The 12877-nt window shown below is 73.2% G+C and carries 13 protein-coding genes and 1 riboswitch; of the genes, 8 read left to right on the top strand and 5 right to left on the bottom strand.

Annotated features, from left to right (window positions below):
* Positions 1–9: 9 nt before the first annotated feature.
* Positions 10–900 (bottom strand): LysR family transcriptional regulator, encoded by an 891-nt coding sequence (locus AC07B0_RS09705; protein WP_356870857.1) that lies wholly within the window; start codon positions 898–900, stop codon positions 10–12.
* A gap of 71 nt (positions 901–971) precedes the next feature.
* Here AC07B0_RS09705 and AC07B0_RS09700 point away from each other — a divergent pair, with 71 nt between their 5' ends.
* The 3 genes from AC07B0_RS09700 (at position 972) to AC07B0_RS09690 (ending at position 3927) form a co-directional block, all read left to right on the top strand.
* Positions 972–1628, top strand: coding sequence for a short chain dehydrogenase (locus tag AC07B0_RS09700; RefSeq protein WP_478897490.1), 657 nt, complete (start codon positions 972–974; stop codon positions 1626–1628).
* A 232-nt stretch (positions 1629–1860) separates the two neighbouring features.
* A complete protein-coding gene (locus AC07B0_RS09695) occupies positions 1861–2850 on the top strand; it encodes a malate dehydrogenase (protein WP_356870853.1) in 990 nt (329 codons plus the stop codon).
* A gap of 216 nt (positions 2851–3066) precedes the next feature.
* The gene (locus AC07B0_RS09690) at positions 3067–3927 is read left to right on the top strand and encodes a hypothetical protein (RefSeq protein ID WP_478897488.1); all 861 of its coding nucleotides are present in this window, start codon (positions 3067–3069) and stop codon (positions 3925–3927) included.
* 15 nt (positions 3928–3942) lie between these two features.
* On the opposite strand, the gene AC07B0_RS09685 is transcribed toward AC07B0_RS09690, so the two are convergent.
* Positions 3943–4449, bottom strand: coding sequence for a carboxymuconolactone decarboxylase family protein (locus AC07B0_RS09685; protein WP_356870850.1), 507 nt, complete (start codon positions 4447–4449; stop codon positions 3943–3945).
* Positions 4450–4495: 46 nt separating this feature from the next.
* Between AC07B0_RS09685 and pdxR the strand changes: the two genes are divergently transcribed.
* Complete coding sequence (gene pdxR / locus AC07B0_RS09680; RefSeq protein WP_478897486.1) at positions 4496–5899, top strand: MocR-like pyridoxine biosynthesis transcription factor PdxR; 1404 nt, start codon at positions 4496–4498, stop codon at positions 5897–5899.
* Positions 5900–5908: 9 nt separating this feature from the next.
* On the opposite strand, the gene AC07B0_RS09675 is transcribed toward pdxR, so the two are convergent.
* The gene (locus AC07B0_RS09675; RefSeq protein ID WP_356870846.1) at positions 5909–6259 is read right to left on the bottom strand and encodes a hypothetical protein; all 351 of its coding nucleotides are present in this window, start codon (positions 6257–6259) and stop codon (positions 5909–5911) included.
* A gap of 126 nt (positions 6260–6385) precedes the next feature.
* Positions 6386–7222 (bottom strand): DMT family transporter, encoded by an 837-nt coding sequence (locus tag AC07B0_RS09670; protein WP_356871144.1) that lies wholly within the window; start codon positions 7220–7222, stop codon positions 6386–6388.
* Between the two features lie 138 nt (positions 7223–7360).
* Between AC07B0_RS09670 and AC07B0_RS09665 the strand changes: the two genes are divergently transcribed.
* Both AC07B0_RS09665 and AC07B0_RS09660 read left to right on the top strand, forming a co-directional pair.
* The gene (locus AC07B0_RS09665) at positions 7361–7663 is read left to right on the top strand and encodes a hypothetical protein (protein ID WP_356870844.1); all 303 of its coding nucleotides are present in this window, start codon (positions 7361–7363) and stop codon (positions 7661–7663) included.
* 4 nt (positions 7664–7667) lie between these two features.
* Positions 7668–8870 (top strand): glutathionylspermidine synthase family protein, encoded by a 1203-nt coding sequence (locus tag AC07B0_RS09660; RefSeq protein ID WP_356870842.1) that lies wholly within the window; start codon positions 7668–7670, stop codon positions 8868–8870.
* 12 nt (positions 8871–8882) lie between these two features.
* Here AC07B0_RS09660 and rocD read toward each other — a convergent pair whose 3' ends face one another.
* Positions 8883–10088, bottom strand: coding sequence for an ornithine--oxo-acid transaminase (gene rocD, locus AC07B0_RS09655; RefSeq protein WP_356870840.1), 1206 nt, complete (start codon positions 10086–10088; stop codon positions 8883–8885).
* Positions 10089–10198: 110 nt separating this feature from the next.
* A riboswitch (ZMP/ZTP riboswitch) is annotated at positions 10199–10289 on the top strand.
* A gap of 33 nt (positions 10290–10322) precedes the next feature.
* Here rocD and AC07B0_RS09650 point away from each other — a divergent pair.
* Both AC07B0_RS09650 and trpS read left to right on the top strand, forming a co-directional pair.
* Positions 10323–11591: a serine hydroxymethyltransferase gene (locus tag AC07B0_RS09650; RefSeq protein ID WP_356870838.1), complete on the top strand. Its 1269-nt coding sequence runs from the start codon at positions 10323–10325 to the stop codon at positions 11589–11591.
* Between the two features lie 213 nt (positions 11592–11804).
* Entirely contained in the window at positions 11805–12818 is a 1014-nt protein-coding gene (trpS, locus tag AC07B0_RS09645) for a tryptophan--tRNA ligase (RefSeq protein WP_356870836.1), read from the top strand.
* Positions 12819–12877 lie beyond the last annotated feature (59 nt).

The raw sequence follows: 12877 nt of genomic DNA, 5'->3' as shown, positions 1-12877 counted from the left end.
TGGGACGCGTCACCGTGTTCCCAGGCGCGTCAGGGCGCCGAGGGCCGCCGCGATCGCGGGCCGGGTCTCCGTCCCCGCCCTGACCTGCGCCTCCAGGACCCGCCCCCGGCCCGGCAGCTCCACCACCGCCGTGCCGGGCGGCGGCGCGTCGCACAGCAGCTTCGGCAGGATCGACACGGCCCGCCCGGTGGCGACCAGCCACAGCCCGGCCCGCAGGTCCGCGCACTCGTGCGCGACGCGCGGGGTGAAACCGGCGTTGCGGCAGGCGTGCACGAGCATCTCCCGGCAGCTGCTCGGGGCGGGCGCCGAGACCCAGTCGGCCTCCCGCAGCGCCGCCAGCCCCTGCCTCCCGTACGCGGGCAGGAGCTCCCGGGGCACCGCCAGGCACAGCGGGTCGTCGAAGAGGGGCACCGCCGTGGTGCCGCTCGCGGGAGGTGCGCCGAGCAGCGGGTACGCGTACGTCACCGCCACGTCCAGCCGGCGCTGCCGCAGCAGCGGCAGGGCGTCCTCGGGATCGGCCTGCACGATGCGCGGCCGCAGCCCGGGGTGGCGTGCGGCGAGCGCGGCGAGCAGCGGGGCGGCCACCGTCGCCAGCGCGCTCGGGGCGCAGCCGACGAGCAGGTCCCCGACGGGGCCGTCGTCGAGGGCCCGTACGGCGCCCTCGGCCCGTTCCAGGGCCGCGAGGACCGGCTCGCAGGCGGCGGCCAGGGCCGTTCCGGCGGGGGTGAGCCGCAGTCCGCGGCCCTCCCGCTCGACGAGGGGGGCGCCGGCCTCGGCCTCCAGGGCGCGCAGCTGCTGGGAGACGGCGGAGGGGGTGACCCGGTGCAGGTCGGCGACGACGGTCACCTTCCCGTGCTCCGCCAGGTCCCTGAGGATGACCATCCGCTTCACGTCAAGCATGAGTTCAGCTTAATGGTCCGTGTAGGAGAGGTAGCTGGACTTCACGGTTGCCGGGCGGGGATGCTCGGTCCATGAACACGCTGCACACCACGGACACCGCGGACACCGCGGACACCGCGAACGGCAAGAAGGTCCTCCTCGTCGGGGCGAACGGAACGCTCGGCCGGGCGGTGCTCGACGCCCTGCGCGGGCGCGGCCACGCGGTCGTCACGGCCTCCCGCACGGACGCGGACGTCCACGTCGACATCACCGACCCGGAATCGGTCCGGGCGATGTACGACGCCGTGGGTGCCGTGGACGCGGTGGCCTGCGCGGCGGGCAGCGTGCCGTGGCGGCCGCTCGGGGAGCTCACCGTCGAGGACGTCCGCGCCGGACTGGAGGGCAAGGCCGTCAGCCAGATCGAGCTGGTCCGCCAGGGCGCCCCGCGGCTGCCCGCGCACGCCTCGTTCACCCTGATCACCGGGATCCTGGCGCGCGAGCCGCTGCTCACGGGATCGGTGGCCTCCCTCGTCAACGGCGCGGTCGAGGCCTTCGTACGGGCCGCCGCGATCGAGCTCCCCGGCCGCCAGCGGATCAACGCGGTCAGCCCGACCGTCTTCACCGAGTCCATGGACGCGTACGGGGACACCTTCGCGGGATGCGATCCCGTCCCGGTCGCCCGCGCGGCGAACGCCTACGTCCGGTCCGTGGAGGGGCACCGGACGGGCGAGGTCTTCCGCGTCGAGTAGCGGTGGCGGGGCGGTGGCGGGGCGGAGGAGCGGTGGAGCGGCCCGAAAACGGGGCCCGTGTGCCGTGGACCACAGGGGTCCGGGGGTTGGGGGCCCCGCGGGTCGGATAGCCTGACGGCGGATGTCTCTTCACGTCAAGATTCACAGGCTGCGAAGCGGCGTCCTCCCAGCACTTGGGGCCCAGCACATGGGGCAGGGACGCCCCACCGCCAGCTGTCTAACGGAGAAGGCCATGACCCGCACTCCCGTGAATGTCACCGTGACCGGCGCTGCCGGCCAGATCGGCTACGCGCTGCTCTTCCGCATCGCCTCCGGCCACCTGCTCGGCGCGGACGTGCCGGTCAAGCTCCGCCTCCTGGAGATCCCCCAGGGCATGAAGGCCGCCGAGGGCACCGCCATGGAGCTCGACGACTGCGCCTTCCCGCTCCTCAAGGGCATCGACATCTTCGACGACCCGAACCAGGGCTTCGACGGCGCCAACGTCGCGCTGCTCGTTGGCGCCCGCCCGCGTACCAAGGGCATGGAGCGCGGTGACCTGCTCTCCGCCAACGGCGGCATCTTCAAGCCGCAGGGCGCCGCGATCAACGCGCACGCCGCGGACGACATCAAGGTCCTCGTCGTCGGCAACCCGGCCAACACCAACGCGCTCATCGCGCAGGCCGCCGCCCCGGACGTACCGGCCGAGCGCTTCACCGCGATGACCCGTCTGGACCACAACCGGGCGATCTCGCAGCTCGCCGCGAAGACCGGTGCCGACGTCTCCGACATCAAGCGCCTGACCATCTGGGGCAACCACTCGGCGACCCAGTACCCGGACATCTTCCACGCGGAGATCGCCGGCAAGAACGCCGCCGAGGTCGTCAGCGACGAGCTGTGGCTCGCCGAGACCTTCATCCCGACCGTCGCCAAGCGCGGCGCCGCGATCATCGAGGCCCGTGGCGCGTCCTCGGCCGCCTCGGCCGCCAACGCCGCCATCGACCACGTGCACACCTGGGTCAACGGCACCGCCGCGGGCGACTGGACCTCGATGGGCATCCCGTCGGACGGCTCCTACGGCGTCCCGGAGGGCATCATCTCCTCCTTCCCCGTCACCACCAAGGACGGCAAGTACGAGATCGTCCAGAACCTGGACATCAACGAGTTCTCCCGTGCGCGCATTGACGCGTCCGTGGCGGAGCTCGTCGAGGAGCGCGACGCGGTGCGCGAGCTCGGCCTGATCTGATCCGCCCGTCCGGTTCACCCGGACGGATGATTTCCGCTGTCGTCCGAGCGCCCCGGCCAAACCTGGCCGGGGCGCTTTGGCGTGAATTCGGCTGTCGGGTGGATGTAAGCCGAAAATAAGGTCACCCGGTGACCGAGCCCCTGATGCCCCCGAGCGGTACGCCGGCCGGGCCCACGACTGCGCCGGGTCCTCCTCGCGTCGTTGGGGGGCTGAGCCGTGGCCGCCGGTGACGACGCCCAGGAGAACCCCCCGTCGCAGCGCTGGGAGTGGGGGCCGCGGCCCGCGGACCCGCCGCGGTCCGGACTCCCGTCCCTTCCGCCCCCGCCGCCGCCCGAGTACGTGGCCTGGACCCCGCAGCCGCCGCCGCCCCCGCCGATGCCGCCCCGGTCCTCAAGGCCGGGCGGGCCGTCGGCGCGGCGCGGGCCGCTGGTGGCGGGCGCCGTGGCCGCCGTGGTCGGCGGAGCCTGTGTGGCGGGGTGGTTCGTACTGAGCGGGCAGGGGGACGACGGGAAGGACGCGGCCCCGGCCCCGTCCGTCTCGGCGTCCGGCGCCCCGGAGCCGTCGGCGCCCCCGGCGTCCGCGGTGCCCCCCACCCGTTCGGACGGCCCGAGCGCCGGCGCGAGCCCGTCGGCGAGCGCGGGCGGTTACAGCGTGGTGCGCAACGAGGCGGGCTTCTCGGTCGCCGTCCCGGAGGGCTGGGAGCGCAGCCACGACGAGACCGGCAGCGGATCCTTCTACCGCCTGCCGGGCGACCGCAGCGCGCTCCTCCAGATCTTCCGGGTCGGCGAGTCCGCCTCGACGGGCGCGTGCGAGCTGCTGCGGCTGTCCTCGCAGACCCTGGACGACGCGAACCCCGGCTACCGGCAGGTCTCCCTCGAACCGGTCGACGGCAGTGCCTGCGAGCTGGTCTACGAGTACGACAGCGCGGCGTCCCACGGCCGCCGCCGGGGCGTGGAGCGGATCGTCACCACGCCGGGCGGCGAGCGGTGGGCCCTGCTCGCGGCCGGTCCGGCCACCGACGCCGAGACCGTACGGGCGCACCTGACGGCGGCCCTGGAGTCCTTCCGGCCGGAGTGAACGGGGTCCGCCGCCTCAGCCCTGCTTGTACTGGCCCGGGGTGTAGTGCCCCGGGACGCTACGGGTGGTGACGCCGATCCGGTTCCAGACGTTGATCGTCGCGATCACGGCGATCAGCTGGGCCAGCTCGGCCTCCTCGAAGTGCGCGGCGGCCTTCGCGTACACCTCGTCCGGCACGAAGCCGTCCGTCAGGACGGTGACGGCCTCGGTCAGTTCGATCGCCGCCAGCTCCTTCTCCGTGTAGAAGTGCCGCGATTCCTCCCAGGCGGTGAGCTGCACGATGCGCTCGACGCTCTCGCCCGCCGCGAGGGCGTCCTTGGTGTGCATGTCGAGGCAGAAGGCGCAGTGGTTGACCTGCGAGGCGCGGATCTTGACCAGCTCGACGAGCGCCGGGTCCAGGCCCTTCTTGGCGGCGATCTCCAGGCCGATGACGGCCTTGTAGAACTCGGGGGCCAGCTTGGCCATCTGCATGCGGGGGGCGTGTTCGGCGGCCGGTGCGGTGGTGTGGGTGTGGTTGCTCATGCCTCCACCGTAAGGAGCGGGCGGCCCGCCGGTATGGTCCACATCCATGACCGGATCCTGGGCCACTTTCGGCGCCGACCTGCACCTCGACCTCTCGGCGGGCCGCGGCCTGCGCGCCGCGCTCACCGAGGCGCTGCGGGAGTCCGCGCGCAGCGGACGGCTCGCGCCCGGCACCCGCCTGCCGTCCTCCCGGAGCTTCGCGGCCGACCTCGGGATCGCCCGCAACACGGTCGCGGAGGCGTACGCCGAACTCGTCGCCGAGGGCTGGCTGACGGCCCGGCAGGGCTCCGGTACCCGGGTCGCCGAGCGGGCCCGGCCGCGCCGGGCGGCCGCCGCCGCCCGCGTACGCCGCCCCGCGCGCCGGGGGCCCGCGTACAGCCTGCTGCCCGGCTCGCCGGACCTCGCGGGTTTCCCCCGTGCGGCCTGGCTCGCGGCGGCCCGGCGGGCGCTGACCGACGCCCCGAACGAGGCCTTCGGCTACGCGGTGGACCCCCGCGGCCGGGTGGAGCTGCGCGAGGCGCTCGCCGGCTACCTGGCGCGGGCGCGCGGGGTCTACGCGGACCCCGACCGGATCGTGCTGTGCGCCGGCTTCGCGCACGCCCTGATGCTGCTGGGCCGGGTGCTGCGGGAGCGGCGGGTGCGGGAGGTGGCGGTGGAGGGGTACGGCCTGGACCTCCACCGCGAGCTGCTGACCGGGGCCGGTCTCGGGACGCGGCCGCTGTGGCTGGACGGGGCCGGGGCCCGCACCACGGACCTGCCCGGGTTCGGGTCCCGGACCGGCGCCGTGCTCCTCACCCCCGCGCACCAGTTCCCGACCGGCGCCGCCCTCACCCCCGGCCGGCGGGCGGCGGCGGTGGACTGGGCGCGGACGACCGGCGGGCTGATCCTGGAGGACGACTACGACGGGGAGTTCCGCTACGACCGCCAGCCCGTCGGGGCGCTCCAGGGCCTCGACCCGGACCGGGTGGTCTACCTGGGCACGGCCAGCAAGTCCCTCTCCCCGGCGCTGCGGATGGGCTGGATGGTGGTCCCGCCGGACCTGCTGGACGAGGTACTGGCGGCCAAGGGCCGCACCGACTGGACCTCCAGCGCCCTGGAGCAGCTGACGCTGGCGCGGTTCGTCACCTCGGGGGCCTACGACCGGCACGTGCGCGGCATGCGGCTGCGCTACCGGCGCCGCCGGGACGAGCTGGTGGCCGCCCTGGCCGGAAAGGTCCCCGTCTCCGGCATCGCGGCCGGGCTGCACGCCGTACTGGACCTCCCGGAGGGGACGGAGCGCTCGCTGGTGCAGGCCGCGGCCTGGCAGGACCTGGCCCTGGAGGGGCTCGCGGGCTACCGGCACCCGGACTCCGCCATGCCCGCACGGGAGGCGCTGGTGGTGGGGTACGGCACCCCCTCCGACAGCGCCTGGGCCCCCGCGCTCGCGGCGCTGGTGGCGGCCCTGCCCTGAGCCCGGCGGTCAGTGGATGACGCTGAAGCTGCGCCAGGGCAGGCTGTCGGGGGCGGTGACGTTCGAGAGGGTGGTGGCGACGTAGATGCCGCCCTCCGGGTCCAGCTCCTTGCAGTCCGGCGTCCGGTACAGCACGACGTCGACGAGGGTGTTGTTGTGGACGTGGGTGGCGCCGTGCGGCACGTTGATGCGGTGGCAGCCCTTGACCGGGGTGTTGCTGTAGGTCACTTCGAGCGGCGAGTCGTGGCCGCGGAAGGTGAGGGTGCCGACCGTGCTCCGGCCGAGGCCCGAGCAGGCGGTGGCGGTGAGCAGCAGCGCTGCCGCCCCGGTGATGACGCCGATGCGCCGGAGGTGGGACATGGCACGGGTCCTCGTCTGTGCGGTGGTGGCTGTCCTTGCCCGCAGCCTGCCCCGGCCGGACGCGGGCGGCATCCGTTGCGCGGCCGGCCGGATGAACGGGGCCGGATGCGCCCGGCGGGGCGCCCCCTACGCCGGAGCCCCGGGCTCCGGCGCCGGCGGTTCGCCGAAGCGGGAGAGGGTGAGCGCGCCCGCCACCGCCACGGCGAAGCCGAGGACCGCCAGCCAGGCCAGCCCCTCGCGGGTCCGGTCGCCCAGCCAGGCCACCCCCACCAGCGCCGGGCCGACCGTCTCGCCCAGCACCAGGCCGGCGGTCGCCGCCGTCACCGAGCCCCGCTGGAGCGCGGAGGTGAGCAGCAGGAACCCGGCGGCCCCGCCCAGCAGCAGGGCGTAGAGCGCCGGGTTCGCCAACTCGCCCGGCTCGAAGGAGTCGATGAGCCGGACCGCGACCTCCACCACCCCGAAACCCGTCCCCGCCGCCAGCCCCAGCACCAGTGCGCGCGAGCCGTCCGGCAGCCGCCCCGCCGCCGCCCCCACCAGGAGGACGAGCCCGGCCGCGACCAGCAGCCCCCACCCCAGCGCCGCCGGCCCGGTGCCCGACCCCTCCTCCCCGGAAGCCAGCCCCAGCATCAGCAGCCCCGCGCACACCACGGCCACCGCGCCCCACTCCCGCCCCGACAGCCGTACGTGCAGCAGCCGCGCCGCCACCACGGCCGTCACCGCCAGGCTGGAGGCCATCGCCGCGCCCACCGCGTAGATCGGGATGTGCCGCAGGGCCACGATCTGGAGCACGAAACCGGCCCCGTCCAGGCACAGCCCCACCACGTACCGCCACTGCCGGACCGCCCGCAGGAACAGCGCGGTGTCCACGCCGGACCCCGTCCCCGGCGCCGTCGACCGGGCCGCCACCGCCTGGAGGACCGACGCCGTACCGAAGCAGACCGCCGCACCCAGGGCGCAAATCATCCCAATCAGCACGAAGCGACTCTAGGTCACCACCGTGACAAGGGTGTGACGGCGGCCGGATTCCATCCCCCCGCGCCCCCGCTCTACTCTGTCGGCAGCCGTCGGCAGCACACGCCACACAGGGGGAGCGAAATTCACATGGACACCAGCAACACCAACCGGCGCCGGATGCGGTCGGGCGGGGTCGCCCTGGGCGGCGTGGGACTGCTCGCCGCCAGCCTCGTGGCCTGCGGAAGCTCCGACGAGCCCGACCGGCGCTGCGCGTCCCGCTCCACGCTGGAGCACCTGAACAGCAAGGAGTGCAAGAGCGGCGGCCACGGCTCGTACTACTACGGCGGCTACGTCAGCTCCGGCAAGGTCGCCGGCGGCAGCTTCGACAAGTCGGCGGTCACCCGCGGCGGCATCGGCGGCCACAGCGGCTCCGGCTCCAGCGGCGGCTGATCCCGTGGAGCGCCACACCATCGAACCCCGCCCCGACTGGCAGAAGACCGTCGAGGAACAGGGCCTGATCTACCCCCTCACCCGCTTCCCCGACGACTCCCTGCGCCCCTACTGGGACGAGAGCGCGTACTACTCCTTCACGCTCCCGGAGGTCGAGGCGCTGGAGGGGGTCGTCGAGGAACTGCACGCCATGTGCCTGGCCGCGGCCGCGCACATCGTCGAACAGGACCGCTTCGCGGACCTCGGGATCACCGACCCGAAGCTGGTCACGCTCATCACCGAGTCCTGGCGCAGGCGCGCCGAGCAGCCCTCCCTCTACGGCCGCTTCGACCTGCGCTACGACGGGTCCGGCAGCCCCGCCAAACTGCTGGAGTACAACGCCGACACGCCGACCTCCCTGGTGGAGGCGGCGAGCCCGCAGTGGTTCTGGATGGAGGAGCGCTTCCCCGGCGCCGACCAGTGGAACTCCCTCCACGAGCGCCTCGTCGACGCCTGGCGCCGCCAGGCCGAACTGCTGCCGCCCGGTCCGCTGCACTTCGCGCACTCCGAGACGGACGAGCTGGGCGAGGACCTGATGACGGTCGCCTACCTCCAGGAGACCGCCCAGCAGGCCGGGATCGAGACCCACCACCTGTCGGTGGAGCAGATCGGCTGGGACAGCCTGTCCGGCCGGTTCGTGGACGAGAAGCTCCGCTTCATCCGCGCCTGCTTCAAGCTCTACCCGTGGGAATGGCTGGCCACCGACGAGTTCGGGCCGCAGGTGCTCGGCACCTACGACCAGGGCGGCGGCTCCGGCACCACCGTGTGGATCGAGCCGGTGTGGAAGATGCTGCTCGCCAACAAGGCGCTGCTGGCGGTCCTGTGGGAGCTGTTCCCCGAGCACCCGAACCTGCTCCCCGCCTACCTCGACGGCCCGCGCGAACTCGCCGGAGCGGACTCCACCGGCTACGTGGCCAAGCCGCTGCTGGGCCGCGAGGGCGCCGGGGTCACGCTCCACGAGGCGGGCGAGGACGGCGAGCCGTTCGTCCCGGCCGAGGGGGAGACGTACGTCTTCCAGGCCCTGGCACCCCTGCCCGACTTCGACGGCAACCGCGTCGTCCTCGGCGCGTGGGTCGTCGAGGAGGAGGCGGCCGGGCTCGGCATCCGGGAATCGGCGGGGCCGGTCACGGACGAGTACGCCCGCTTCCTGCCCCACGTCATCCTCTGACCGTTCCGTCCGTCAGCCGGCGAGGACGGTCCTGAGCTGGTCCAGCCCCCAGTCCAGGTCCTCCTTGGAGATCACCAGCGGCGGTGCGATGCGGATCGTGGAGCCGTGGGTGTCCTTCACCAGGACGCCGAGCTCCATCAGCCTCTCGGAGATCTCCCGGCCCGTCCCGCGGGCCGGGTCGATGTCCACGCCGGCCCACAGACCGCGCCCGCGCACGGCGGTCACCGCACCGGCGCCGACCAGCAGGTTCAGCTCGCGGTGCAGGTGGTCGCCGAGTTCGGCGGCCCGCTGCTGGTACTCGCCCGAGCGCAGCATCGCCACCACCTCCAGGGCGACCGCGCAGGCGAGCGGGTTCCCGCCGAAGGTGGACCCGTGCTCGCCGGGCCGGAACACCCCGAGGACGTCCCGGTCGGCCACCACCGCGGACACCGGTACGACACCGCCGCCGAGCGCCTTGCCCAGGATGTACACGTCGGGGACGACCCCCTCGTGCTCGCAGGCGAAGGTCTTCCCGGTCCGCCCGAGGCCCGACTGGATCTCGTCCGCCATGAACAGGACGTTCCGCTCGCGCGTCAGTTCCCGTACGCCGGTCAGGTATCCGGCCGGCGGCACCAGCACCCCCGCCTCGCCCTGGATGGGCTCCAGCAGTACGGCGACCGTGTTCTCGGTGACGGCGTGGGCCAGCGCGGTGAGGTCCCCGTACGGGACGATCTCGAAGCCGGGGGTGTAGGGGCCGAAGTGGTCGCGGGCGTCGTGGTCCGTGGAGAAGGACACGATGGTGGTGGTCCGGCCGTGGAAGTTGTCGGCGGCGACCACGATCTTGGCGTGGCCGTCCGGGACGCCCTTGACCTCGTAGCCCCACTTGCGGGCGGTCTTCACCGCCGTCTCCACGGCCTCCGCGCCCGTGTTCATGGGCAGCACCATCTCCTTGCCGCACAGCGCCGCGAGCTCCGTACAGAAGTCGGCGAAGCGGTCGTGGTGGAAGGCGCGGGAGGTGAGGGTGACCCGCTCCAGCTGGTCCCGGGCGGCATCGATCAGACGCCGGTTGCCGTGGCCGAAGTTGAGGGCCGAGTAGCCGGCGAGCATGTCCAGGAACCTGCGGCCCTCGACGTCGGTCATCCACGCCCCCTCGGCCGACGCGACGACGACGGGCAGGGGGTGGTAGTTGTGCGCGCTGTGCGCGTCGGCGGAGCGGATGGCATCAGCTGTTGTCGACACGGGGTCTCCGATCGTCCGTCAAGTCCTGTGACGAGGGTGGCGTCACTGTGCATCCTCGCTCGCGGGGCGGGAGGAGAAACCTTTCGCGCGGCGCGCCCGCTAAGGTGGGCGGTACGCACGGCGACTGGCGCACGGAGAACCGACTCCGGGGGAGTCGTGCGCGCACGACCGCACACAGGGCCGCTCGCCTGGGCCTCGCGGGGACGAACCGACATCGACCCCGGAGGACCCGCCATGACCGCGCGCCGCCATCCCGCCCTTTTCGCGACCGACCCCGAACTGGCGTCCTTCGTCGCGGCGGAAGAAGTGCTGCAGGCCGAGACCCTGCGCCTGATCCCCAGCGAGAACTACGTGTCCGCCGCCGTGCTCGAAGCCTCCGGCACGGTGCTCCAGAACAAGTACAGCGAGGGCTACCCGGGCCGCCGCTACTACGAGGGCCAGCAGAACGTCGACCGCGTCGAGGCCCTGGCGATCGAGCGGGCGAAGGGCCTGTTCGGGGTCGGCCACGCCAACGTCCAGCCGTACTCCGGCTCCCCCGCCAACCTCGCCGTCTACCTCGCCTTCGCGAAGCCCGGCGACACGGTGATGGGCATGGCCCTGCCGATGGGCGGGCACCTCACCCACGGCTGGGGCGTCTCGGCGACGGGCTCCTGGTTCCGGGGCGTGCAGTACGGCGTCTCCGCCGGTACCGGCCGCATCGACTACGACGCCGTGCGCGAGCAGGCCCTCGCCGAACGACCGAAGATCATCTTCTGTGGCGGTACGGCCCTGCCGCGCACGATCGACTTCGAGGCCTTCGCCTCGATCGCGAAGGAAGCCGGCTCGGTCCTCGTCGCCGACGTGGCCCACATCGCGGGCCTGATCGCGGGCGGGGCGCACCCCTCCCCGGCGGACCACGTCGACGTGATCTCCACGACCACCCACAAGACCCTGCGCGGTCCGCGCGGCGCGATGCTGATGTGCCGCGAGGAGCACGCGAAGGCCATCGACAAGGCGGTCTTCCCCGGTCTCCAGGGCGGCCCGCACAACCAGACCACGGCGGGCATCGCGGTGGCCCTGCACGAGGCCGCGCAGCCCTCCTTCACCGCGTACGCGCACGCGGTGGTGGCCAACGCGAAGGCGCTCGCCGCCGAACTGCTGGCCCGGGGCTTCGACCTGGTGTCGGGCGGCACCGACAACCACCTGATCCTGATGGACCTGACCTCGCGCGGGGTCCCCGGCAAGGTCGCGGCCAAGGCGCTGGACCGCGCGGGCATCGTCGTGAACTACAACACGGTCCCGTTCGACCCGCGCAAGCCGTTCGACCCGTCGGGCATCCGCATCGGCACCCCGTCGCTGACCTCGCGCGGCCTGTCGGCGGAGCACATGCCGCTGGTCGCGGACTGGATCTCCCGGTCGGTCGACGCCGCCGCCAAGGGCGACGAGGCGGCCCTCGCCGCCGTCCGCGCCGAGGTCGGCGACCTCATGGCGGCCTTCCCGGCCCCGGGCCTCCCGCTGTCGTAACTCGGGCCGTCACCCGGCCGGCCTCGCCGCCGCGGGGCCCGGGCAGCGGTACCGCCCGGGCCCCGCGGTAAGCGGTCGCTCGACCGGGGCAAGATCAGGCCGCCCCGCTACCGTCCGGTACCCGTGCGGGGTACGGCCGGTGCCGGGGTCCACCGGCAGGGTTCCGGCCAGCGGCGGGCACGGGCCCGCCCCCGCACCTGAGAGAATGGGGCCATGGCTTCTGATCGTCCTCGCGCGCTCTCCGGTATCCAGCCCACCTCCGGTTCGTTCCACCTCGGGAACTACCTCGGAGCCATCCGCCAGTACGTCGCCCTGCAGGAGACGCACGACGCCTTCTACATGGTGGTCGACCTCCACGCGATCACCATGCCGCAGGATCCGAAGGACCTCCGCGCGAACACCCGCCTCTCCGCCGCCCAGCTCCTCGCGGCCGGCCTGGACCCCGAGCGGTGCACGCTCTTCATCCAGAGCCACGTGCCCGAGCACGCCCAGCTCGGCTGGGTCATGAACTGCATCACCGGCTTCGGCGAGGCCAGCCGGATGACCCAGTTCAAGGACAAGTCCGCCAAGGGCGGCGTCAACAACGCCACCGTCGGCCTGTTCACGTACCCGATCCTCCAGGTCGCCGACATCCTGCTCTACCAGGCGAACGCCGTCCCGGTCGGCGAGGACCAGCGCCAGCACATCGAGCTGACCCGCGACCTGGCCGAGCGCTTCAACACGCGCTTCGGCCAGACGTTCACCCTCCCCGCGGCGCACATCGTCAAGGAGGTCGCGAAGATCTACGACCTCCAGGACCCGACGATCAAGATGTCGAAGTCGGCGTCCTCCCCCAAGGGCCTGATCAACCTCCTCGACGAGCCCAAGGTCACCGAGAAGAAGATCAAGAGCGCCGTCACGGACACCGAGGCGGAGATCCGCTTCGACACCGAGAAGAAGCCCGGCGTCAGCAACCTGCTCACCATCTACTCCACCCTCACGGGCGAGACGATCGCCGAGCTGGAGGCCAAGTACGAGGGCAAGGGCTACGGCGCGCTGAAGACCGACCTGGCCGGCGTGATGGTCGACTTCGTCACACCCTTCAAGCAGCGCACCCAGGAGTACCTGGACGACCCGGAGACCCTGGATTCCCTGCTGGCCAAGGGTGCGGAGAAGGCCCGCGCGGTCGCCGCCGAGACCCTCGCGCAGACGTACGACCGCCTCGGTTTCCTGCCCGCGAAGCACTGACGGACCGAGGCCCCTGGCGGTCGGGGGGGTGCTGCCGCCACACTGAGCGGCAGCACCAC

This window comes from Streptomyces sp. NPDC044704 (assembly GCF_056433525.1).
Note: the sequence above shows the minus strand (reverse complement) of the source record. Positions and strands in the feature narration are given on the sequence as shown.

What these genes read in the sequence shown, in the direction of transcription:
- AC07B0_RS09705 (WP_356870857.1), bottom strand. Translation starts at nt 900, where the DNA reads ATGCTTGACGTGAAGCGGATGGTCATCCTCAGGGACCTGGCGGAGCAC.
- AC07B0_RS09700 (WP_478897490.1), top strand. Translation starts at nt 972, where the DNA reads ATGAACACGCTGCACACCACGGACACCGCGGACACCGCGGACACCGCG.
- AC07B0_RS09695 (WP_356870853.1), top strand. Translation starts at nt 1,861, where the DNA reads ATGACCCGCACTCCCGTGAATGTCACCGTGACCGGCGCTGCCGGCCAG.
- AC07B0_RS09685 (WP_356870850.1), bottom strand. Translation starts at nt 4,449, where the DNA reads ATGAGCAACCACACCCACACCACCGCACCGGCCGCCGAACACGCCCCC.
- pdxR (WP_478897486.1), top strand. Translation starts at nt 4,496, where the DNA reads ATGACCGGATCCTGGGCCACTTTCGGCGCCGACCTGCACCTCGACCTC.
- AC07B0_RS09675 (WP_356870846.1), bottom strand. Translation starts at nt 6,259, where the DNA reads ATGTCCCACCTCCGGCGCATCGGCGTCATCACCGGGGCGGCAGCGCTG.
- AC07B0_RS09670 (WP_356871144.1), bottom strand. Translation starts at nt 7,222, where the DNA reads ATGATTTGCGCCCTGGGTGCGGCGGTCTGCTTCGGTACGGCGTCGGTC.
- AC07B0_RS09665 (WP_356870844.1), top strand. Translation starts at nt 7,361, where the DNA reads ATGGACACCAGCAACACCAACCGGCGCCGGATGCGGTCGGGCGGGGTC.
- AC07B0_RS09650 (WP_356870838.1), top strand. Translation starts at nt 10,323, where the DNA reads ATGACCGCGCGCCGCCATCCCGCCCTTTTCGCGACCGACCCCGAACTG.
- trpS (WP_356870836.1), top strand. Translation starts at nt 11,805, where the DNA reads ATGGCTTCTGATCGTCCTCGCGCGCTCTCCGGTATCCAGCCCACCTCC.